Genomic DNA, 20422 nt, shown 5'->3' on the forward strand with positions numbered 1-20422 from the left:
TCAGTAGAAACAGTCCAAGAACTTTTTTCGGTAGTTTACCGCCAGCTTTGCTACCCTTCCTCATTATTGAAGTTGGTTCTATTCCAATAAATTTGGTCACTTCATCAGGATCAAAATCATCACCATCTAAAGCAAAATATACTCTCCCCTCATTGGTATTCACTGAATACTCCTTGAAACCTAACGCCGCCAACACTCGCGGTTTTGTAGTGGAGGCGAAGCCGCAATGGAAAAACCGTCGCTGTGCCAGGCTTTGTTACGAAAGCAAATCATATAAATGCGCTTTGAATTCATCTGTATGAAAGCATTGTGTCGTAATGCCTAAATACTTATATGCTGCCTCTGATTTTTTTAGAAGCCGTTTATCCCTCGATACTACACACTTAAAATAGGACCCGTTGAATGCGTGACGACTATCAGCTAATCGAGAACCTTTTTTGTACGTCCTCTTTGAGTCACTCCAGAAGCCGAATGTATCAATCAATGAAAACAAACTAACTAATTTACCGTTCCGAAGCTGAGATTCTATATTTGTGCCCATTGACGCCCATAGCTGGGAGAAATGCTCTCGCATATTCTGTTCAGAGTAATCCATCATATCGTCAAGCGATCTAGGAGGATCTATTTGTCCTTCTTCAAGCTCATACTCGTAATTTGATAGTGCCGAGTTTATCTTGGTCATTGCTTCTTCAGCTGATAGATTATTTAGGTCATCCGTTGATAGACCATAAGCAGTTCTAGCCTCTAACTGCTGCTCGAACGAAATAAAGTTGTCAAAATCAGCTTCCCAATTTTGAGATAATGACACTTCGTTGATCGTTCCATAAACCTGCGTAGTAGACTCAGTACGAAATTGAAGACTATTGATACTATGTTCAAAATAAACATTACGGCTTATGTCAGATAACAGCATCAGCCTAGATTCGTTTCTAGCTTGCCTTTCGTTGTCTGTAATTTCAGAAATTTGCTCTGCGGAAAATGGATAACAGTATGGTCCTTCATAAATGCTCCTCATGACTAACCCAAGGAGATCGTTCTCTCGCCCATCGGCCATATCAATGATGACATTACTATCCAAGTAAACGGGAACTCTTTCCACGATACCTCCTGAAAGCTAACAGCTTATAAGTGCGCATGCGCGTTTACGTCATTAAAGTAGTGAAACGCGCATTGTTAACTGATTGTATTGTAAAGAAGTTATCACCTTTACTTCAAATACACCATCCAGAAAAACGTGCATGCGCTTTTCCAAACCTCCCACCTAGCGAGCTTAAATTTAAACGCATGAAATTAATGATTTTTTCATTCACTCAGTTTGCCACCTATAGCAAACAAAGTGGCTAAGATGCACTAAGTTTTCCTGTCTATCGGCAATAAATGCAGTCAAATCGAAGAGACGTTAGATACCGAGTGTAAACACGTTTTTGGCCTTCGAAATCAGGGATGATTTCGCAGAGCCCACATGGATGCTCGTGGCGTGCCAAAAACGTGTTTGCACATAAGCCCACCGCAGGTGATAGATAACCATGAAGGTTCAACCTTCAATTCACTCAATAAACTCCTATACCGCTGAATGCCAAACCATTAACCCTCAACACCGTGGCAAACGGTCAATCCCGCGATACACTGAAATAAATAACGAATATGACTCGCTCCCCCCCCAACCATAAGGTTAACCATGCCCGAACTTTCACGGCTACGCCTACTGTTACTCACCTCAGTCACCATGCTGGCATTCGCGGCCAACTCGCTCTTCTGCCGTGAGGCATTGGCGACAGACAGTATCGATGCGGCCAGCTTCACCCTGATACGTATCGCCTCCGGCGCCCTGGTACTCGGGCTAATCGCATCGCGTCAGATTCGCGCAAGCGGCCTTGGCGGCAACTGGCTGTCGGCCGCGGCGCTATTTGGCTACGCGGTTGCCTTCTCTTTTGCCTACAACAGCCTGAGCGCAGGGACAGGCGCCTTATTACTGTTTGGTGCGGTGCAGATCACCATGATCCTCTACGGTTTATGGGCGGGCGAACGGATAAATCGCAAACAGGTATTGGGAGCCATGCTGGCGGGCGGTGGCTTGGTCTGGCTCGTGCTCCCCGGCGTAAGTGCTCCGCCCCTACTCGGCGCCGTGCTGATGATAATCGCCGGGGTTTCCTGGGGCATCTACTCCCTGCTAGGTCGCGGCACTAAGCGCCCAACTTTGGCCACGGCGGGCAATTTTATCCGCGCCGTCCCCATGGCCTTGCTGCCTCTGGTTTTGCTTACCCATTCACAGAATATCAGCATCACAGGTATTGGCTATGCCGTGGCATCAGGCGCCCTCGCCTCGGGGCTGGGCTATGCCCTGTGGTACTCTGTGCTGCCTTCACTATCGGCCCTCACCGCCGCGACGGTGCAACTTAGCGTACCTGTGATTGCCGCCTTCGGCGGCTTTATCTGGCTCGGCGAAGCCATGACCACGAGACTCCTCGTCGCCTCCATCGCCGTCCTCGGCGGCATCGCACTGTTTGTCATGAGTAAACAAGGCAATAGAGCCAGCAATGAAGTCAAATCGAAGAAACAATAGGGGTATTATTACGCCTTTGACTCTCAGCGACAGGACGTGGCCGAAAGCCAAAAGCGTATCAAGAATAAGGCCATCAGATGCTATTTCAAAAAATACCGCCTGTCGGCAAAGTAAGCACCAGCCTTAATGACAAGGCTACTTAGGCTCGATCTGCTCCACCATGAGCTGTAGGCTCTCATTACCACGAAACTCATTGATATCCAGCTTATAGGCAACTTCGGCATATTGAATGGTAGCATCGGGCCAGGTGGTGAGATCCACGTTAAAGGCGATGGCATCGACCATGGTCTGGCCGCATTCACTCTCGAGCACTAACTTGAGGTGACGCTCACCCACAATCCGCTGCTGCAGGATACGAAACACGCCATCAAATATCGGCTCGGGGAAATTTTGCCCCCAAGGACCAGCGCTGCGAAGCTCTCTGGCCAGCGCCATATTGAGCTGAGCAGGGCTTAGATCGCCGTCGCTGACTATCTCGCCAGTCAACTGCTCGGGCGCTAACAGTTCACGCACCGCCTCATCATAGGCCTTGGCGAAACGCGCGAATTCACCGGCGCGCAGCGACAGACCCGCCGCCATGGCGTGGCCGCCGAACTTGATGATCATTCCAGGATGACGGGCATTGATCAGCTCTAACAGGTCGCGCATATGCAAGCCTTTAATAGAGCGAGCCGAGCCCTTGATCTCGCCTTCCCCCGCTTCGGCAAAGGCGATCACCGGCCTGTGGTATTTGTCTTTGATCCGCGACGCCAAGATACCTATCACCCCCTGATGCCAGTCTTGCTGGTAGAGGGCGATCCCCCAGGGTAGCTCAGCCTCATTAAGAGACAGGCTCTCCAGGCTTTTTAGTGCCTCCTGCTGCATGCCGGTTTCCAGCTCGCGCCGCTCGGCGTTAAGACCATCCAGCTCGCTCGCCATGCGCCGTGCACGCATCATGTCGTCACACAGCAAGGTCTCGACCCCCAAAGCCATCTCATCGAGACGGCCGGCGGCGTTTAGCCTGGGGCCGACCGCGAAACCAAAATCAGAGGCCACGATGCGTGAGGTGTTGCGCTTGGCGACCTCGAGGAGCGCGGTGATCCCAGGACGACAACGCCCCGCCCTTACCCGCTTGAGCCCGGCGTCCACCAAGATGCGGTTGTTGGTGTCGAGCGACACCACGTCAGCCACTGTGCCCAGGGCAACGATATCCAGCAGGCTCGCGAGATTGGGCTCCTGTATGCCCTGTGCCTGATACCAGGCGCGACTGCGCAGCTCGGCGCGCAGGGCCGACATGAGATAGAAGGCCACCCCGACCCCGGCGATCGCCTTACTGGCGAAACTACAGCCCAGTTGGTTAGGATTCACTATCGCGTCGGCCTCAGGCACGCTTTTGCCCGGCAGGTGATGGTCGGTGATCACCACCTGCATCCCCAGCGCCTTGGCCGCCGCAACGCCCTCGATAGAAGAGATGCCATTATCTACCGTGATCAGCAGCTCGGCTCCCATCTGCTGCGCCACCTGCACTATCTCAGGGCTGAGGCCATAACCGTAATCGAAACGGTTAGGAATGAGGTAATCCACATTGGTCGCCCCCATCATCCTCAGGGCTAGCAGGCAGACACTGGTGGATGTAGCACCATCGGCATCAAAGTCACCGACGATCAGTATCGATTGCTGCTTGGCCATGGCGTCGGCGATGATGGCCGCGGCCTTATCCACATCCATGAGCGTATCGGGGCGTAACAGGTTAGCCAGCGCCAACTCGCAGTCGTCCGCCGTGCAGCCTCGGCTGGCGTAGACTTGCTTTAAGATGGGGGAAAGATGATTCGGCAGATGGCTGTCATCTACCTTGGGGCGGCGCACTATCTTATGGATCACGACTCAAACAACCTTTAAAAATCTTGCCGCTAGCATAACAAAGCCAGCGCTGAACACACAGCAAAAGATGGGCAAAAAAAAGGTGAGCCGTGGCTCACCTTTTTTCGCGCGTTAGCGACTTATTGGATGCGATCCAGTACCTGGATCAGCTGCTCGGGCGGCTGATAGCCCGGGATCATGGTGCCGTCTTCTAGGATGATAGCAGGTGTGCCATTTACGCCTAGGCTTTGACCCAGGTTATATTGCTGGGCGATCTTGGCGTCACACTTGGCGCCGCTGATCTGCTTGCCCGCCTTGGCATCGGTTAGTGCCTTAAGCGGATCGGCCGAGCACCATACGGCTTCCATATCGGTGGCGTTCTTCGATGGTATGCCCTGACGCGGGAAGGCCAGGTAACGCACAGTGATGCCTAAATCGTTGTACTGATCAATCTGGTTGTGCAGCTTACGGCAGTAGCCACAGGTGATATCGGTAAATACGGTGACCACATGCTTCTCGTTCTTGGCCTTGTAGACCAGCATGTTCGGCTCGAACGGCTTGATCGCTTCCATACGCGGGCCAGCCAGGGCCGCCTCGGTCAGGTTCTTCATGCCATTATCGAGATCATACAGGTTGCCGTGAAACAGCTTGCTGCCATCTTTACTGATATAGAGTACGCCACGGTTAGTGATCGCCTCATACAAGCCTGGAATAGAAGACTGACTCAGGCTTTGTACCTCTACGCCTAAGGTGTCTGTTAATTTCTGCTTCAACTGGTCGCCATTGTCGACCACGTTATTCGATGCCGCCATCAGGGGCGTGGCCACCATGGCAACAACTAAGGTGAGCGCTCGGGTAAACTTCATTAGAATTCCTATAGGGTGTTAGGGCTAATAGCATTAAAGCAAATTAGGCTGCCGGTATTCCAACCTAAATTGTTACTAAAACTTGCTATGACCAATATGTCATTTTTATAGACCGGCCTTGAGGCAGAAAAGTTACATGCTCACGGTCGCTAAAGCAAACGAATAATCGCAATGGCCGCCACACTTTAGCGCATTCATGGGGCATTTCTCTGATTCAGATCAGCCTCTGGGGTGATGTTGTTGATGCAGCTGCGCCAGTCTGGCCTTAGCCACATGGGTGTAGATCTGGGTCGTCGACAGGTCGCTATGGCCAAGCAGTAGCTGCACCACACGTAAGTCCGCGCCATGATTGAGCAGGTGAGTCGCAAAGGCATGCCTAAGGGTATGGGGCGACAGATGCACATAGATACCGGCACGCTGGGCGTATAACTTAATCCTGTGCCAGAAGGTCTGGCGAGTCATCATGTTGCCCCGCTTTGAGGGAAACACCACATCGCTGGCCTTACCCTTAAGCAGCTCGAACCTGGCCGCCTTGAGATAATCTTCTATCTCGGCGCCCGCCTGCTCGCCAAAGGGCACCAGACGCTCCTTGCTGCCCTTACCGACGATACGCACCACGCCTTGTCTCAGGCTCATCTGATCCAGCGTCAGCCCCACTAGCTCAGATACCCGCAGGCCGCTGGCATAGAGCAGCTCCAGCATGGCGCGGTCCCTGGCCTCGACGGGATCTTCCCGGTTGGGCTCGTTGAGCAGGCGATCCACATCAGCCTCGCTCAGGGCATCGGGGAGCTTTCGTGCCAGCTTGGGCGGCTTGATCATCGCCATGGGATCGACCTCGATCAGCTTCTTCGCCAGCAGGTATTTATAGAAACGCCTCAGGCTACTGAGCAACCTGGCGCTGCTGGTCTTGGCAAAACCCTGTTCGACCCTTTGAGCCAAGTAGTCCCGCACCTCGGCCTGACTGGCCGACAACAGGCTGGAGCGCTGCTTTTGAAGGTAGCGGTCGAAGTGACTCAGGTCGCTGCGATAGGCCTGCAGTGTGTGATCGCTCAGCCCCTTGGCGGCCCAGAGCTCATCGAGAAAGGGCTCGATGAGAGGATCCAGATGATGGGCTTGAGCTTGAGCCGACATGCAACACTTCCTTATCAGATAAAAAAACGGTGCTAACTCTCAGAGTTAACACCGTTATCTTACGCTATGGGCGTAAACGACATCAATTGAGTACCGCCTCGCCGCTCGGGCGTTTGACCACTAAGCAGGCAAAAATGGTAATTGCCGTCGGCAGTAACCAGGCCATACCTTGAGCCGACAGTGGCATCACATCGAACACGCTCATGTCGACACCCGCAGCCTTGAGGCCGTCGATGATGCCAAATACCAGGGCCACGCTCAGCACCATGCGGTGGGCAAAGGCAGGCTGAGCGAAGCGCTCGGTCAGGTAAGTCACGGCCACCAGGGCGATGGCTACCGGATAGATGGTAACCAGCACAGGGATGCTGATGCTGATCAGCTGCGCCAGGCCTACGTTCGCCACCACGGCGCAGGTCACACTCATCACCACCACCAGCAGCTTATAGGAGAGGCGAGGCATCAACTCGTTGAAGTATTCTGCGCAGGCAGACACCAGGCCGACAACCGTGGTCAGACAGGCCAGGGTCACCACGGCCGCCAGCAATAGCTGACCCGAGGCACCAAACTGATGATTCACATAGTTGGTCAGGATCACCCCGCCGTTATCGGCGCCCACGGCCAGGTCACCGGCGGTCGCGCCCAGATAGAATAGCGAGATATAGACAAACGCCAGGCCACCGGCGGCGATAAAGGCCGCACGCACCAGGTACTTGGTCTGCTCTCTTGGCGAATCCACGCCCTTCTTACGCAGCAGATCGATGATCAGCATGCCGAAGATCAGCGAGGCCAGGGTATCCATGGTGTTATAGCCTTCGATGATCCCCTTGGTTAATGGGTTCGCCTGATAATCGCCTACGGCTGGCGCCACCTCGGCGCCCGGCAGGATCACCACAGAGAGCGCCAGGCCCATCAATAGGATGATCATGATAGGAGTCAGCACCTTGCCCACGCTGTCCAGCAGCTTGCCGGGAAACAGCGACAGCAGCATGGCGATACCGAAGAAGATGCTGGTGTAGAGGAGTTGTGAGCTGGTGAAAACCACACCGGCAAGTTCAAAACTCGCCTCGGCATTTTCGATGAAGGGCTTGTAACCCATCTCATAGGCGACGAGACCGGCGCGGGGCGCCGCAAAGGCCGGGCCTATGATGATATAGATGGCGACTGCCAACATGGTCGCGGCCAGCGGCGGCAGCAGGCCCATCACCTTGCCATTGGCCTTCGCCACGGCGATCAGGGTGATCAACGGCAGGGTCACCGCCGTCAGCAGGAAGCCAATCATGGCCCAAGACATATTCTCACCGGCAAGGAACCCGGCCAGTGGCGGGAAGATCAGGTTACCCGCCCCCAAGAAGAAGGCAAAGGTCATGAAACCTAAGCCCAATGTATCCGTCATACTCAATTTATTATTCTGCACACAACGCCCCGTTAATCTGCTTTGTATAATGATCTTAATCGCTTAGTGGAAATTATCGGCTAATGACCGCGACCTTCATTGCGTGTAAACTTCTTATTACACGTCTCCGTGGTAAATCTAGCCCATTCTTGGCTACTTCTTGAACGACAGCAGGATTAACTAACGCTAAAAATGCATTCAAACTGGCTTACCTGGCTCAAATCAAGGCTTTCAGCCCCGATAAGAGGACCTACTATTAGCAAAAAGGTTAATGAGACACAAGATTAGGGCGACAGATCGACGCAAATGAGAGCCTAATTTTAACAAACTCGCCACACACTGTTTTCACTCGTCACACCAGGCAACATTTAGCCCTAGCAAGATTCACTGTTTTGCGCCCCTGTAACAGCGGACTTTCTGCCCTTGGCGCAATCACGTACAATGCGCCCCAAGAGTTTCTATCCCCAAACGTCAGGCCATGCCCTTTACCTTCAAGCAATTTCACGTCGATGACAGCCACTGCGGCATGCCCGTCAGCACAGATGGCGTCCTGCTCGGTGCCTGGGCCCCACTTGCTCAGGCCAAAACCATACTGGATATCGGCGCGGGCAGTGGTCTGCTTAGCCTGATGGCGGCCCAGCGCAGCGAGGCGATGATACAGGCGTTGGAGATAGATAGACTTGCGGCGCAGGACTGCCAGCACAACATCGACCAGAGTCCCTGGCGCGATCGCATCACGCTAACCCAGACAGATCTGCTGGACTGGTATCCTCTTGCTCAGACTCAGACTCAGACTCAGACTCAGGCTCAGTTTGATCATATCCTCTGCAATCCGCCCTATTTCGATAACGGTCCTCAGGCCCAATGCGACAAGCGCGCCCAGGCCAGACACACAGACAGCCTGGCATTCGAAGACCTACTAAGGGCCATCAAGCACCTGCTGGCCCCAAAGGGTCAGGCGAGTCTAATCCTGCCGGCTGCCAGCCTGGACAGGTTCCTGTCGCTGCTCCCCCAATGCGAGCTGGCGCTCCATGCCAGGGTCGATATCACCACTACCCCAACCAAGGCGCCTCAGCGCCACCTGCTATGCCTGAGCCACGACGCGCCGAGCACAGAGGTTAAGACAGAAAGCCTCAGCATACGCACGGCCTCCGGGGAGTACAGCGAGGCGATGGTCGCCCTAACCCAGGCCTTCTATCTCAAGCTCTAAGGCGCGGCGATGACGCAAGGCGAGCGGCCTCGCACTTTACTCAGGTTTGGGTGTATAATGCGCCGCTATTATTTAGAGAGACGCAGCGCATGCAATTTGAAGATTTCCACCTTGACGACACCCTGCTCGAGTCGCTCAAGGCCATGGGCCATCTTGCCCCGACCACCATCCAGCAACAGACGATTCCCCTAGCCCTGGAGCACAAAGATATCCTGGCGAGGGCACCGACAGGCACAGGCAAGACCGCCAGCTTCCTGCTACCGGCGCTGCAACATCTGCTGGACTTCCCCCGCCGCTACTCGGGCCAAGCGCGCGTGCTGATCCTCGCTCCAACCCGTGAGCTGGCCAGCCAGGTACACAGATACGCCAGCCACCTGGCCACCGGCCTTGGGCTGGATATCGCCATCATCACAGGCGGTGTGCCTTACGCTCCGCAGGAGCAGGCGCTCAAGGAAAATATCGATATTCTAGTGGCCACACCCGGCCGTCTCATGGAGTATCTGGACAAGCAACTCTTCGACGCCCAATCGGTGGAGATCTTGGTACTCGACGAGGCCGATCGCATGCTGGACATGGGTTTTTCCTCCGCGGTGCAGTCTATCGCCATCGAGGCGCAGCAGCGTAAGCACAACATGCTGTTCTCTGCGACCCTGGAAGGCGGCGGCGTGAGTCGCTTCGCCGAGATGCTGCTGACCAATCCTGTGACCATAGAAACCAAGCCGCCTCGCAGCGAGAAGGCCAAGATCCATCAATGGATGCACTTGGCCGACGACAAAGAGCATAAGTTTGCCCTGCTGTGCGACATCCTCAAGCGTGAAGAGGTCAGCCGCGCCATCGTCTTCGTCAAGACCCGTGAGGTCGTAGCCAGCCTGGAAGGTCAGCTGCAACAGGCAGGTATTCACTGCGCCTTCATGCGTGGCGACATGGAGCAGAAGGCGCGCTTTCAGGCGCTGGGCCGGTTCACCAAGGGCGAGGTTAACGTGCTACTGGCCACCGACGTGGCGGCCCGCGGTATCGACATCGATGGCATTACCCATGTGATCAACTTCGACATGCCGCGCTCGGCCGACACCTATGTACACCGCATAGGTCGCACCGGTCGCGCCGGTAACAAGGGCACGGCCATCTCTCTGGTGGAGGCTCACGACATGCGCGTGGTGGCCAAGATCGAGCGCTATATCGAGCAGCCGCTGAAACGCCGGGTGATCGACTCGCTGCGCCCTAAGCATAAGGAAGCTAAGGTGCCCACCAAGAAGAAGGTGAAGAGCAGCGACAAGAAGAGCCCCAAGAAGGGCAAGAAGAAACGCTAGCGTTAGGCTTACCAAACGCCCGCCGTCTCGACAATGAAGCGTCCCCTGGGACGCTTTTTTTATGAAAAATTAACAAGTCGTTAGCAAACCTCACCAGCTTCACTTGATTTTCAATATGTTAAATTGGTTTAACAGAGTAAATTTGACACAATTTATTTACAAAAAGACTTTTGCGCACAGAGGAGACTCTGGTAATTTATAGGGCATTCAGCTCAGCACGGAATAGCATGAAGTCAATGATAAAAATTATCCTACGAAGAGTTTTCCCCCCTTTTCTCATCCTGATCGTATTCGGCCTGTTTGCCGCCCTCTTGATGAGTACTCAGGAAGCCCCAGAGCAGAAAGAGGAAGAGATGCCGGTTCCCATAGTGGATGTGATGCCGGTACGAAGTGAAACCGTTTCATTAAACCTACCCTCCTACGGCGTGGTGCTCCCCAAGAACAAGACCCAGCTGGTCACAGAGGTGCAGGGACGCATGCTGACCATCTCGGACAAGTTTGTCGCCGGTGGCATAGTCAAGCGCGGCGATATGCTGGCGCAGATCGAACCCTCGGATTACGAGGCGGATCTGATGCAGGCTCAGGCCACCCTGGCCCAGGCCAAGGCGGCGCTGGATGAGGAGATCGCCCGCGGCGAGGTGGCCAAAGAGGACTGGAAGGGTTACGACGGCGGCGTACCGCCCGAGCTTGGTCTGCGTGTGCCTCAGCTCAAGAAAGAGCAAGCCAACGTCAAATTTGCCGAGGCGGCCCTGGCGCGTGCCCAGCGCAACCTGGAGCGTACCACCATACGCGCACCATTTGACGGCATCATCAAGTCTCGCAACGTAGATCTGGGCCAGTATGTCACCCTGGGCACTAACCTGGGCGAGCTGTACGACACCCGCATCGCCGAGATCCGTCTGCCACTGGCCAACCACGAGCTGGCCTACCTAGAATCTATCGACAATCCCGATACTCAGGTGACCCTGAGCGCCGAGCTGGCGGGCCGCACGGTGAACTGGACAGGCCAAATAGTGCGCAGCGAAGGGGTGATCGACGCCGACAACCGCATGGTCTATCTGGTGGCCGAGGTGAAAGACCCTTACTTAAGACAGAACAAGACTGAAGGCCAGTTGCCGCTGAAATACGGTAGCTTCGTCAACGCCATCATCAAGGGCCGCACCGTCGAGGGAGTCGTCAAGCTGCCTCGCTATATCGTCAGGGATCATCAGGTCGCCGTGGTGCGGGACGACAACACGCTTGAGATGCGTGAGGTTAACGTGGTGCGCAGCGATATCGACAAGGTCTATATCAAGGACAGCCTGGAAGATGGCGAGCGCATCTCGCTCACCACCATCAACAACATGGCCACCGGCCAGCTGGTGAAGGTGATTGGCGAAGAGGACAAGTCCCAGAGCAAGGACAAAGAGGAAGATGAACAGCAGACCTTAGTGGCAGCAGGTGAGCAGTAATGGAGACCAATACCCACAAAGGCATTATCGCCTGGTTCGCCCGCAACAGCGTGGCGGCCAACCTCTTGATGTTTGCGCTGTTGATCGGCGGCCTGTTCAGCACCTTGCTGATCAACAAGGAGGTCTTTCCCTCCTTCGAGCTAAACTATCTGCAAATTTCCGTGGCCTATCCCGGCGCAGCTCCCCAGGAGATCGAAGAGGGGATCAACATCAAGATCGAAGAGGCTATCCAGGACATCAGCGGCATCAAGAAGGTGACCTCGGTCGCCAGCGAAGGCGCCGGTAATGTCACCATTGAGGTCGAGGACGGCTTCGACGCCCAGGATATCCTCGATGAGGCCAAGCTGCGCATCGACGCCATCGCCACCTTCCCCGACAATATCGAGAAGCCCAACATCTTCCGCATCAAGCCGGAAAACAACGTCATCTGGGTCTCTGTGTATGGCGACATGAACCTGCACGAGATGAAGGAGCTGGCCAAGAGCATACGCGAGGAGATCACCGCCCTGCCCGCCGTTACCCGTGCCCAGGTTACCGGTGTGCGCGACTATGAGATAGGCATAGAAGTATCGGAAGACAAGCTACGCGAGTACGGCCTGAGCTTTGCCGACGTGGCGATGGCGGTGCGTAACTCCTCCATCGACCTGCCCGGCGGCTCGATTCGCGCCGAGGATGGCGACATACTGCTGCGCACCAAGGGCCAGGCCTACACGGGCGATGACTTTGCCAAGATAGTGGTCAAGACACGCAAAGATGGCAGCCGCATCATGCTGCCCGAGGTGGCCAACATACGCGACGACTTCGAGGAGCGTCTGGAATATACCCGTTTCAACGGCAAGCCCGCGGCCATCATAGAGGTGCTGAGCGTCGACGATCAGAACGCGCTGGATATTTCCTCTCAGGTGAAGGCCTATGTGGAGGAGCGCCGAGCCACCCTACCGGCAACCGCTCAGCTTGATACCTGGGGCGACTTGACCCACTACCTCAAGGGCCGTCTCAACATGATGCTGTCGAACATGTTCTACGGTGCTTTGTTGGTGTTTATCATACTGGCCCTCTTCCTCGATCTGCGTCTGGCCTTCTGGGTAATGCTGGGTCTGCCGGTCTGTTTCCTCGGCGCCATGTTGATCATGCCGCTGGAGCCCTTCTCGCTTTCGATCAACATGCTGACCCTGTTCGCCTTTATTCTGGTGCTGGGGATAGTGGTGGATGACGCCATCGTCATCGGCGAGAGCGCCTATACGGAGATCGAGCGCCACGGCCACTCGCTGGACAATGTGATCAAGGGGGCCCACAAGGTCGCCATGCCCGCCACCTTCGGCGTATTGACCACCATAGCCGCCTTCATTCCCATGCTCATGGTGTCCGGCCCCATGGCGATCATCTGGAAATCGATTGGCCTGGTGGTGATCCTCTGTCTCGCCTTCTCACTGGTGGAGTCAAAGCTTATCCTGCCGGCGCACCTGGCACACCTTAAGCCGCGCCGCCCGAACCCTAATCCCAACCGCTTTGTGCGCGCTAAGATGGCGCTCAACAACAAGGTGCAACACTTTATCCATCATAACTACCGCACCTTCATCGGCCGCTGTATCGAGCACAGATACAATGTGGTCGCCACCTTCGTGGGCGTGCTCATCCTCTCGGTGGCTTTGGTCGCCAGCGGTAAGGTGCGCTGGGTCTTCTTCCCCGATATCCCATCCGACTTCATTCAGGTGAGACTGGAGATGGATGTGGGCAGCTCTGAGGCCAACACCCTAAAGGTGGTCAAGGAGATCGAGAACGCCCTCTATGTGATGAACGAACAGATGGAAGACGAGTACGGCTATCCTGTGGTGAAGCACAGCTTCATCAACATGGGCTCGCGTACCTCGGCCTTCATCTTCGCCGAGCTGACCAAGGGCGAGGACAGGGACGTGGACGGCGTCACCATCGCCGATGCATGGCGTAAGGCGCTGCCGGAGCTGATCTCGGTGAAGAAGCTCAACATCAACGCCAGCACCAATGACGCCGGTGGCGATATCTCCTTCAGGCTCACCTCGAGCGACTTGGAGCAGCTCTCTCAAGCCGCCGACGAGCTGAAACAGAAGCTGCGCACCTACGAGGGGGTGTATGACATCTCGGATAACTACTCCTCGGGTAGCCACGAGATCCGCCTGGCGATCAAACCCGAGGCCGAGGCCCTGGGGCTGACCCTGTCGGACTTGGCCAGTCAGGTGCGTTACGGCTTCTACGGCTATGAGGCCCAGCGTATTTTGCGCAACAAGGAAGAGGTCAAGGTGATGGTGCGCTACCCGCTCGAGCAGCGCCGCACCCTGGGGCATCTGGAAAACATGATGATCCGCACGCCCCAAGGCACCTCTGTGCCCTTCTCTAGCGTGGCCAACATAGAGCTAGGTGATTCCTACTCGTCGATCACCCGTGTAGATGGCCGCCGCGCCATCACTGTGGTCGCCAACGCCAACAAGAACGTGGTCGAGCCCTCTAAGGTGGTGGCCGAGATCCAGAAGGATTTCCTGCCTTATCTCGAGAGCAAGTATCGCCACATCTCCACCACACTCGATGGTGGCAGCGCCGATGAACAAAGCGCCATGATTGGCCTAATTCAGGGCTTCTTCTTTGCCATGTTCACCATCTATGCGTTGATGGCGATTCCACTCAAGTCCTACAGCCAGCCGCTGATCATCATGTCGGTGATCCCCTTTGGCATCATAGGCGCTTTGTTCGGCCACTTCATCCTGGGGCTCTCCATGAGCGTCCTCAGCCTGTGTGGTATCGTGGCGCTGGCCGGGGTGGTGGTGAACGACTCGCTGATCCTGGTGGACTTTGTCAACCGCGCCCGCGCTCAGGGCTTGCCGCTGAAAGAGGCCGCCATAGACGCAGGTTGTTATCGTTTTCGCGCGATCATCCTCACCTCTATGACCACCTTCGTCGGCCTGGTGCCTATCATCTTAGAGCGCAGCCTACAGGCGCAGATAGTGATCCCTATGGCCACCTCGCTGGCCTTCGGTATCCTCTTCTCGACTGTGGTGACCCTGGTACTGGTCCCCGTGCTCTATATCATTCTCAACGATATCAGACGCCTCTTCCGTTGGTGGTGGCAACCCCGCGGCTATCGCATCGAGGGCGAACAGTCCTGATTGACGGTGGAGATAAATTCAAAGGGAGGCTAAGCCTCCCTTTTTGATCCAGCTGACGTTTTCGCCGCGTCAAACGCGCTAGACTCATGCCATCACCTTTGCAGGCCGCCCTACCAGGGGCTTGTTCACCACAGCTTACCCGTGAGAGCCATGAGTCAGTCCACCTTAGTCTACGATATTCGCAACAGCCGCTACCTTAACATCACGGGACGTTGCACCCTGCGCTGCCAGTTCTGCCCCAAGCATAACGGCAGCAAGCAGGTGCATGAGTATCAGCTGGATCTCGACCATCAACCCAAGAGCGAGGAGATCATCCCTTTGCTTGGCGAGGTCAGTCAGTTCGACGAATATGTGTTCTGCGGCTATGGAGAGCCGACGCTCAACCTGGCCACCCTGCTCGAGGTGGCAAGGGAGATCAAGCGCCGCGGCGGCCGGGTTAGGGTCAACACGGATGGTCTGGGCAACCTGTTTCATCGGCGCAACATACTGCCTGAGCTTTCCTTGGTGGTCGATGCCCTCTCCATCTCCCTCAACGCCGATACCGAGGCGGCCTATCTCACACACTGCCAGCCCAAGCTCAAGGGGGCCTATCAGGCGCTGTGGGACTTTATCCGCCAAGCACCAAACTATATCGAGCAGGTGCAGGTGTCGGCCATCGAGGGCTTGCAAGGTGTGGATATCGACCGCTGCCGTGAGCTGGTCAGTGAGGCCAAGGCTGAATTTAAACACAGAAAACTTGGGGTCGTCGGCTAGCGTTGCCGGTTTGTAACCGACTGTGTTCTGCGGCGAAAATCATGCTAACATAGCCGCAAAATCACTCGGGAAACACCGCTTGCAATGCTGACGCAGAAACAACCACAACTGATCGCCGGACAGGGCCTGCACTGGTCTGCGCAACGCATCTTCTCGGTGGTCACCCAGATCATCATCTTGCTGATCAGCGTCTTGCTTCTGACTAACGTCATCATCACCCTGGGCGAGCGCCGCCTGCAGGAAGATTGGGCGACCCAGAGATACAGCGAGCTGCAATCTGTCGGCACCCTGATCGCCGACAAGGTCTCCTTCCAGCAGTTTCGTACCCAGATGTTTGCCAACGATGAGCTGCTCAAGCGCTACCTGACCATTCCCAGCGAGGTGCGTCAACGCAAGCTACAGGAAAGCTGGGAGGTGATGATACGCAACATCCCCGAGCTGCTCGATATCGCCCTGTTCGATCCCCAGGGCAAGTATAAGTTCTCCACCACCAACGACTTTAGCCGTGACCCGCTGCCACCCTCGCTACTGGGCGGAGCGCGCAACATGGGCGGCAACGAGGTCTACACCTCGCCGCTGGAGTTTACCCCCATCAAGGGCAAGCTGGAGCCTTACCTTTATCAGCTGGCCTGGCTTGAGAATCCCGATCAGAGCGTGCGCGGCTACCTGCTGACCTATCAGTCGATGACTCGTATGCTGAAAAGCATCAAGCCCGCCTACTCTAGCGCCGAGTCGCCGCTCATGATGCTCGATACCCAGGGGCTGCTGTACGCTGGCGCCGAGAGCAAGCCGACCATCAACCGCATCCCGGATACCATGGGCGGCAGCCTGCGTCAGACCTATCCGGCGCTGTGGCGTAAGATGGCCATGAGCAACTTCGGCCAGTTCCATGGCGACGACGCCACCTTCGTCTACCTCAAGATAGAGCTGACCACTCAGTATGAGACGCGCCGGGAATACTACCTAGTCTCCTATGTGCGCAACGACGCCATCGCCGAGCTGTTCTCCGAGTGGCGCAACATCTTAATCGTCGGTGCCGTGGTACTCACCCTGCTGGCCCTGGCGCTGATCCTGCTGAGCCACTCCTATCGCATCGGCCAGCGCTCGCGGGAATACAGCATAGAACTGGCTCACCGCCTGTTCCACCAGGATATCGGCTGCGTGATCATCAACGACAAGAACCGGGTAATGACCGCCAACGAGAAGGCCGCCGAGCTGCTGTGCCTGCCCCTGGACGAGCTGCAAGATCGTAACCTGCAACGCATCCTGCAGTTCGAGAATGAGCAGTACGCCGAGGTCGCCGCCCAGCTGGAGGCCAACAACAAGTGGCAGGGGGTCATCGACTTCGACTCACCCGGCGGCAGTCATCTGGCCATCACTGTCACCAGCTCGCCGCGCCGCAGCCGTCAGGAGAAATACTATCTGGTGACCTTCGAGGATGTGTCGCAGCTCAGAAAGGCCCAGCATCAGGCCAAGCTCAACGAGCTATTGAACGACAATGCCATCCCCTGCGCCCTGGTGCAGGCCAACGGCATGCTGGAGCTGGCCAACCAGGCCTTCATGCAGCTGGTCTCCATCCATGATATTCAGGGCAAGAACCTCACCGAGCTGCTCAACAACGATCTCAGCTCCCAATGGCCGAGGATCACCCAGCAGATCTTGCTGCAGGGCAGCTGGAAGGGGCAGATCCTCTGCGACCCCAACAGCAAGGAGAACACCTGCCTGCAGGCGACCCTCAAGGGCCACCTCGACGCCGCCGGTGAGATAGAACATATCGTCTGTACCCTGGAACAGGCGCAGAAGCGTGCCCTGCTGCAGGACTCGGGCGACTTCATCCCTCACCGCAGCGCCATCTTAGTCAACCTCAGGGATCTGGATGACTACTTTAAGTCTCTCAGTGCCACCAGCCGCGAGCACTCCAGCCTGCTGCTGATCGACATCACCGCCGAGAGCATGCTGAGCCACATGAGCGACATAGGTCAGCTGGAGAATCGTCAGCGCGAGGTGGAGATCCATATCCTCAGAACCCTGCCGGTCAACTACCAGATGTCCCATTGGCAGCTGGGCAAGCTGATCGTCATCCTGCCCGACACCAACTCGGACGATGCCCACCATTTCGCGGTGAAGTCGTTAAATGGTCTCAACGAGATAGGCCTGGGTACGGGGATCTGCATGGGGATCGCCAGCTACCAGACGGGCCAGAACCTGGAGCAGTACCTGAGTAATGCCGAGGTGGCGCTCAAGCGCGCCAAGCAGATAGGCGAACAGAATATTTGCCAGGCGTTTACGCGGCAAAACTAACGCAGCAAGACTAACGCGGCAAAATGAAAGCCCACACTAGACGCCTGACGGAATCAGCATTACTGATGCATGGAAAGGATGTAATCTTCCAGGCAGTGTTGCAGCCAAAATGGCGTCGTCACCTTGCCACTCGCATCGAGCCTTAGCCATAGATAGACTGTGGGGTGGCTGAAGTTTTCCAAGATGATGTTGTCCTGCACAAGCTCTATCTGCTGTGCGCGCAGCCCTTTGATGTTTCTCAGGAAGTTTACGGCTCCCTTCACGCCGATGATAATGATGGCATCTGAATTTAGCAGGCTGTTGGCCGCACTACCCAAGTCGGGCGCCGTGGCATAGATCTCTAGCTGCTTCCCGACTCGCTTGGCATAGTTTCCCAGCGGCGATTTGTTGGCGGGGAACGGCATGGTTCTGAGCTTAACCAAGGGGTAATTGATCATGTTATCCACATTGGGCGCCGACCAGATGGGATGATCTTCCCTGGCAACAAGATAGCCACCACGATGCTGAATAACGGATTTAGACAAGATGGCGCGATCATTTGCCCGCACGAAACAGATCGCGGCGGCGATCTCGTCGTTGAGCAGTTGCTGCTGGGTTAACTCGCCCCAGGCGGACGTGCTCACCATCAACTCGCTATCAAAGACACGATAGGCGGCCTGCTTAACGCTTTGGGTTAAATTGACCTCCAGCTGAGGCACGGTGGCGATTTCAACATGGTCGTGAACCGCCCCAGTCACACCTCGCATCAAGAGATCCACCTGCTGACGACACGCCAGCATCTCGTTAAACAGAGGGTATAGGTCGTGGGCCCTGTCTGTCGCCTGAAACTGGCTTTCCCTGCGAATAAACAAAGGATCATCGAATACGTTGCGCAGTGCCGCCAGGGCACGGCTCACCTTGGGCTGTGACAGATCTAAATGATTTGCCACCTCGATGGCGTTCTTCTTCACATACACCTGGCAGAATATCTCTATGGTCGCTAAGGAAATATCCAGCAGCTTATCCTTTGGCATAGCCAGCTCCTTCACAGTTGAGAATGACATTCCCCTGGATATAGGAAGCTATCTCCTGCTCCAACCATGGCGGCCTATTCCCCCCTTCCCTCAGCTTGGTTAAGTAGTGGCGATGACCATCGGCGCGGCGATTGAGTAGCCTGTTTTGATCCTCTGGCAACGCCAGGGCCGACAGATTCGCCTTAGCACATAGGAAGGCGACCGCATCGCGATAACAGATAAGGGTTAATGCATCGCTACGTTCGAGCTGAATCATGAGATCCGACAGCAAACAGACCTTAGCAACTAGGTTAATGGGCAATCCATGGTCTAGTGCATAGAGGGTAAGCGGATCATGCTCCTGCTCCAGCTCATGACCGTTAAAGCTTATATAGGGATACTGCAGCATAGCCTCAATATCCGCCCGGGCTTCGTGATAAAAAATCGGATGCTGCTGGTTGCCCACCAGCACATAGGCGTCTGCCCGCGCGACAAAGTCAGACGATAGACGCTCAGAATTAAATGCCCTCAGGGTAATGGCTAAATCCACATTCTGACGAATAAGCAGCTTGTCGATATCATTGCTACAAGGCTTGATATTGAAGGTATAACGCTGCTTAAGCTGCGAGGCCTTGTCCTGAAGATAACTTAACAGGTTTAGCGAAATAGGGGGCGGACAGGCAATAGTCAGCTCGCTATGAGACTGCTCGGTATCTTTACTGGCGCAGGAGAGACTCGCCTCAGACAGGGCTAACATCTGCTTCAGGTGAGGATAGATACTCTGGGCAAAAGGCGTATGTTCGAAACCATGCTGCCTGCGGACAAACAAGGGTTCATCGAAGGAGTGGCGCAATGCCTTTAAACTCCGGCTGACTTTGGAAGATGCCACCCCGAGTTGCTGGGCCACCTCAGTGGCATTTAAGGTATCAAACAGTAAGACAAACACTTTAATATTGAACAGGGTATTAGTATTAATCTTGCTCATGCCTCTCCTTGAAGAATCGCCCTTAAATTAGGCTTAAGTGCCGTTAGCTAATGTACGCTAAGTCACCTGGCATTACGTTTATGCAGTGCAAAGTTTTATCTCTTCCCCCGTGCATTTGTTAAATATGTGACATCGAAAAACGCCATGCCTCTCTGACACAGATAACCGACAGCCGGGAATAACCCGACACCATAAAAACAGAATACTTCATATTAAACATGATGATAGATAGACATAGACCTCTGAAGATAAAATTCACTTTTGCCATTTGCATAATATGAATATGAGAGTTCCACTTTCTAAAAATCGAGATGCCTCACTGGTAACAGCAAGCCAAACAGACCACCGCACTAAAAACAGGCGCACCAGCAAAGCAAACACCAAGCAAACATCAAGCTAGGCAGTATTTTATACAACTGAAAACTTTATTGTTAAGGTGATGTGCTTCATATCTGACAAAAGCCCGCTTCTTTAACATTTCTCCTGGCTAT

General features: G+C 55.1%; 14 protein-coding genes. 7 read left to right on the forward strand and 7 right to left on the reverse strand.

What is annotated here, in order from left to right:
- Positions 1 to 256: 256 nt before the first annotated feature.
- Positions 257 to 1099 (reverse strand): hypothetical protein, encoded by an 843-nt coding sequence (locus L1D43_RS13340; protein WP_239852303.1) that lies wholly within the window; start codon positions 1097 to 1099, stop codon positions 257 to 259.
- A gap of 579 nt (positions 1100 to 1678) precedes the next feature.
- Between L1D43_RS13340 and L1D43_RS13345 the strand changes: the two genes are divergently transcribed.
- On the forward strand, positions 1679 to 2563 hold the full coding sequence (locus tag L1D43_RS13345) for a DMT family transporter (RefSeq protein WP_239852305.1): 885 nt from the start codon (positions 1679 to 1681) through the stop codon (positions 2561 to 2563).
- Positions 2564 to 2698: 135 nt separating this feature from the next.
- Here L1D43_RS13345 and recJ read toward each other — a convergent pair whose 3' ends face one another.
- The 4 genes from recJ to brnQ all read right to left on the reverse strand — a co-directional run bounded on the left by recJ (position 2699) and on the right by brnQ (position 7813).
- Complete coding sequence (gene recJ, locus L1D43_RS13350) at positions 2699 to 4423, reverse strand: single-stranded-DNA-specific exonuclease RecJ (protein ID WP_239852307.1); 1725 nt, start codon at positions 4421 to 4423, stop codon at positions 2699 to 2701.
- Between the two features lie 119 nt (positions 4424 to 4542).
- On the reverse strand, positions 4543 to 5268 hold the full coding sequence (dsbC, locus tag L1D43_RS13355; RefSeq protein WP_239852309.1) for a bifunctional protein-disulfide isomerase/oxidoreductase DsbC: 726 nt from the start codon (positions 5266 to 5268) through the stop codon (positions 4543 to 4545).
- A gap of 219 nt (positions 5269 to 5487) precedes the next feature.
- Positions 5488 to 6399: a site-specific tyrosine recombinase XerD gene (gene xerD / locus L1D43_RS13360; RefSeq protein ID WP_239852311.1), complete on the reverse strand. Its 912-nt coding sequence runs from the start codon at positions 6397 to 6399 to the stop codon at positions 5488 to 5490.
- A gap of 82 nt (positions 6400 to 6481) precedes the next feature.
- A complete protein-coding gene (gene brnQ, locus L1D43_RS13365) occupies positions 6482 to 7813 on the reverse strand; it encodes a branched-chain amino acid transport system II carrier protein (RefSeq protein WP_239852312.1) in 1332 nt (443 codons plus the stop codon).
- Between the two features lie 457 nt (positions 7814 to 8270).
- Here brnQ and L1D43_RS13370 point away from each other — a divergent pair, with 457 nt between their 5' ends.
- From L1D43_RS13370 to L1D43_RS13395, 6 genes are all read left to right on the forward strand, one after another.
- Positions 8271 to 9002 carry a methyltransferase gene (locus L1D43_RS13370; RefSeq protein WP_239852317.1) on the forward strand — a complete coding sequence of 244 codons (732 nt, stop codon included), beginning with the start codon at positions 8271 to 8273 and terminating at the stop codon, positions 9000 to 9002.
- An 89-nt stretch (positions 9003 to 9091) separates the two neighbouring features.
- Positions 9092 to 10312 carry an ATP-dependent RNA helicase SrmB gene (gene srmB, locus L1D43_RS13375; RefSeq protein ID WP_239852319.1) on the forward strand — a complete coding sequence of 407 codons (1221 nt, stop codon included), beginning with the start codon at positions 9092 to 9094 and terminating at the stop codon, positions 10310 to 10312.
- A 236-nt stretch (positions 10313 to 10548) separates the two neighbouring features.
- Positions 10549 to 11763: an efflux RND transporter periplasmic adaptor subunit gene (locus L1D43_RS13380; protein ID WP_239853221.1), complete on the forward strand. Its 1215-nt coding sequence runs from the start codon at positions 10549 to 10551 to the stop codon at positions 11761 to 11763.
- The gene (locus L1D43_RS13385; RefSeq protein WP_239852320.1) at positions 11763 to 14900 is read left to right on the forward strand and encodes an efflux RND transporter permease subunit; all 3138 of its coding nucleotides are present in this window, start codon (positions 11763 to 11765) and stop codon (positions 14898 to 14900) included. Before L1D43_RS13380 ends, L1D43_RS13385 begins: the two co-directional genes overlap by 1 nt.
- A gap of 150 nt (positions 14901 to 15050) precedes the next feature.
- Positions 15051 to 15653 (forward strand): TatD family nuclease-associated radical SAM protein, encoded by a 603-nt coding sequence (locus tag L1D43_RS13390; RefSeq protein ID WP_239852321.1) that lies wholly within the window; start codon positions 15051 to 15053, stop codon positions 15651 to 15653.
- An 84-nt stretch (positions 15654 to 15737) separates the two neighbouring features.
- Positions 15738 to 17954: a PAS domain-containing protein gene (locus L1D43_RS13395; protein WP_239852322.1), complete on the forward strand. Its 2217-nt coding sequence runs from the start codon at positions 15738 to 15740 to the stop codon at positions 17952 to 17954.
- Between the two features lie 59 nt (positions 17955 to 18013).
- Here L1D43_RS13395 and L1D43_RS13400 read toward each other — a convergent pair whose 3' ends face one another.
- Both L1D43_RS13400 and L1D43_RS13405 read right to left on the reverse strand, forming a co-directional pair.
- Positions 18014 to 18967 (reverse strand): LysR family transcriptional regulator, encoded by a 954-nt coding sequence (locus L1D43_RS13400; protein ID WP_239852323.1) that lies wholly within the window; start codon positions 18965 to 18967, stop codon positions 18014 to 18016.
- Positions 18954 to 19931, reverse strand: coding sequence for a LysR family transcriptional regulator (locus L1D43_RS13405; protein ID WP_239852324.1), 978 nt, complete (start codon positions 19929 to 19931; stop codon positions 18954 to 18956). Before L1D43_RS13405 ends, L1D43_RS13400 begins: the two co-directional genes overlap by 14 nt.
- Between the last annotated feature and the right edge of the window lie 491 nt (positions 19932 to 20422).

It is taken from the genome of Shewanella sp. Isolate8 (genome assembly GCF_022398495.1).
GTDB classification, from domain to species: Bacteria; Pseudomonadota; Gammaproteobacteria; order Enterobacterales; family Shewanellaceae; genus Shewanella; species Shewanella aquimarina.

What these genes read in the sequence shown, in the direction of transcription:
- L1D43_RS13345 (WP_239852305.1), top strand. Translation starts at nt 1,679, where the DNA reads ATGCCCGAACTTTCACGGCTACGCCTACTGTTACTCACCTCAGTCACC.
- dsbC (WP_239852309.1), bottom strand. Translation starts at nt 5,268, where the DNA reads ATGAAGTTTACCCGAGCGCTCACCTTAGTTGTTGCCATGGTGGCCACG.
- xerD (WP_239852311.1), bottom strand. Translation starts at nt 6,399, where the DNA reads ATGTCGGCTCAAGCTCAAGCCCATCATCTGGATCCTCTCATCGAGCCC.
- L1D43_RS13370 (WP_239852317.1), top strand. Translation starts at nt 8,271, where the DNA reads ATGCCCTTTACCTTCAAGCAATTTCACGTCGATGACAGCCACTGCGGC.
- srmB (WP_239852319.1), top strand. Translation starts at nt 9,092, where the DNA reads ATGCAATTTGAAGATTTCCACCTTGACGACACCCTGCTCGAGTCGCTC.
- L1D43_RS13380 (WP_239853221.1), top strand. Translation starts at nt 10,549, where the DNA reads ATGATAAAAATTATCCTACGAAGAGTTTTCCCCCCTTTTCTCATCCTG.
- L1D43_RS13385 (WP_239852320.1), top strand. Translation starts at nt 11,763, where the DNA reads ATGGAGACCAATACCCACAAAGGCATTATCGCCTGGTTCGCCCGCAAC.
- L1D43_RS13390 (WP_239852321.1), top strand. Translation starts at nt 15,051, where the DNA reads ATGAGTCAGTCCACCTTAGTCTACGATATTCGCAACAGCCGCTACCTT.
- L1D43_RS13395 (WP_239852322.1), top strand. Translation starts at nt 15,738, where the DNA reads ATGCTGACGCAGAAACAACCACAACTGATCGCCGGACAGGGCCTGCAC.
- L1D43_RS13400 (WP_239852323.1), bottom strand. Translation starts at nt 18,967, where the DNA reads ATGCCAAAGGATAAGCTGCTGGATATTTCCTTAGCGACCATAGAGATA.
- L1D43_RS13405 (WP_239852324.1), bottom strand. Translation starts at nt 19,931, where the DNA reads ATGAGCAAGATTAATACTAATACCCTGTTCAATATTAAAGTGTTTGTC.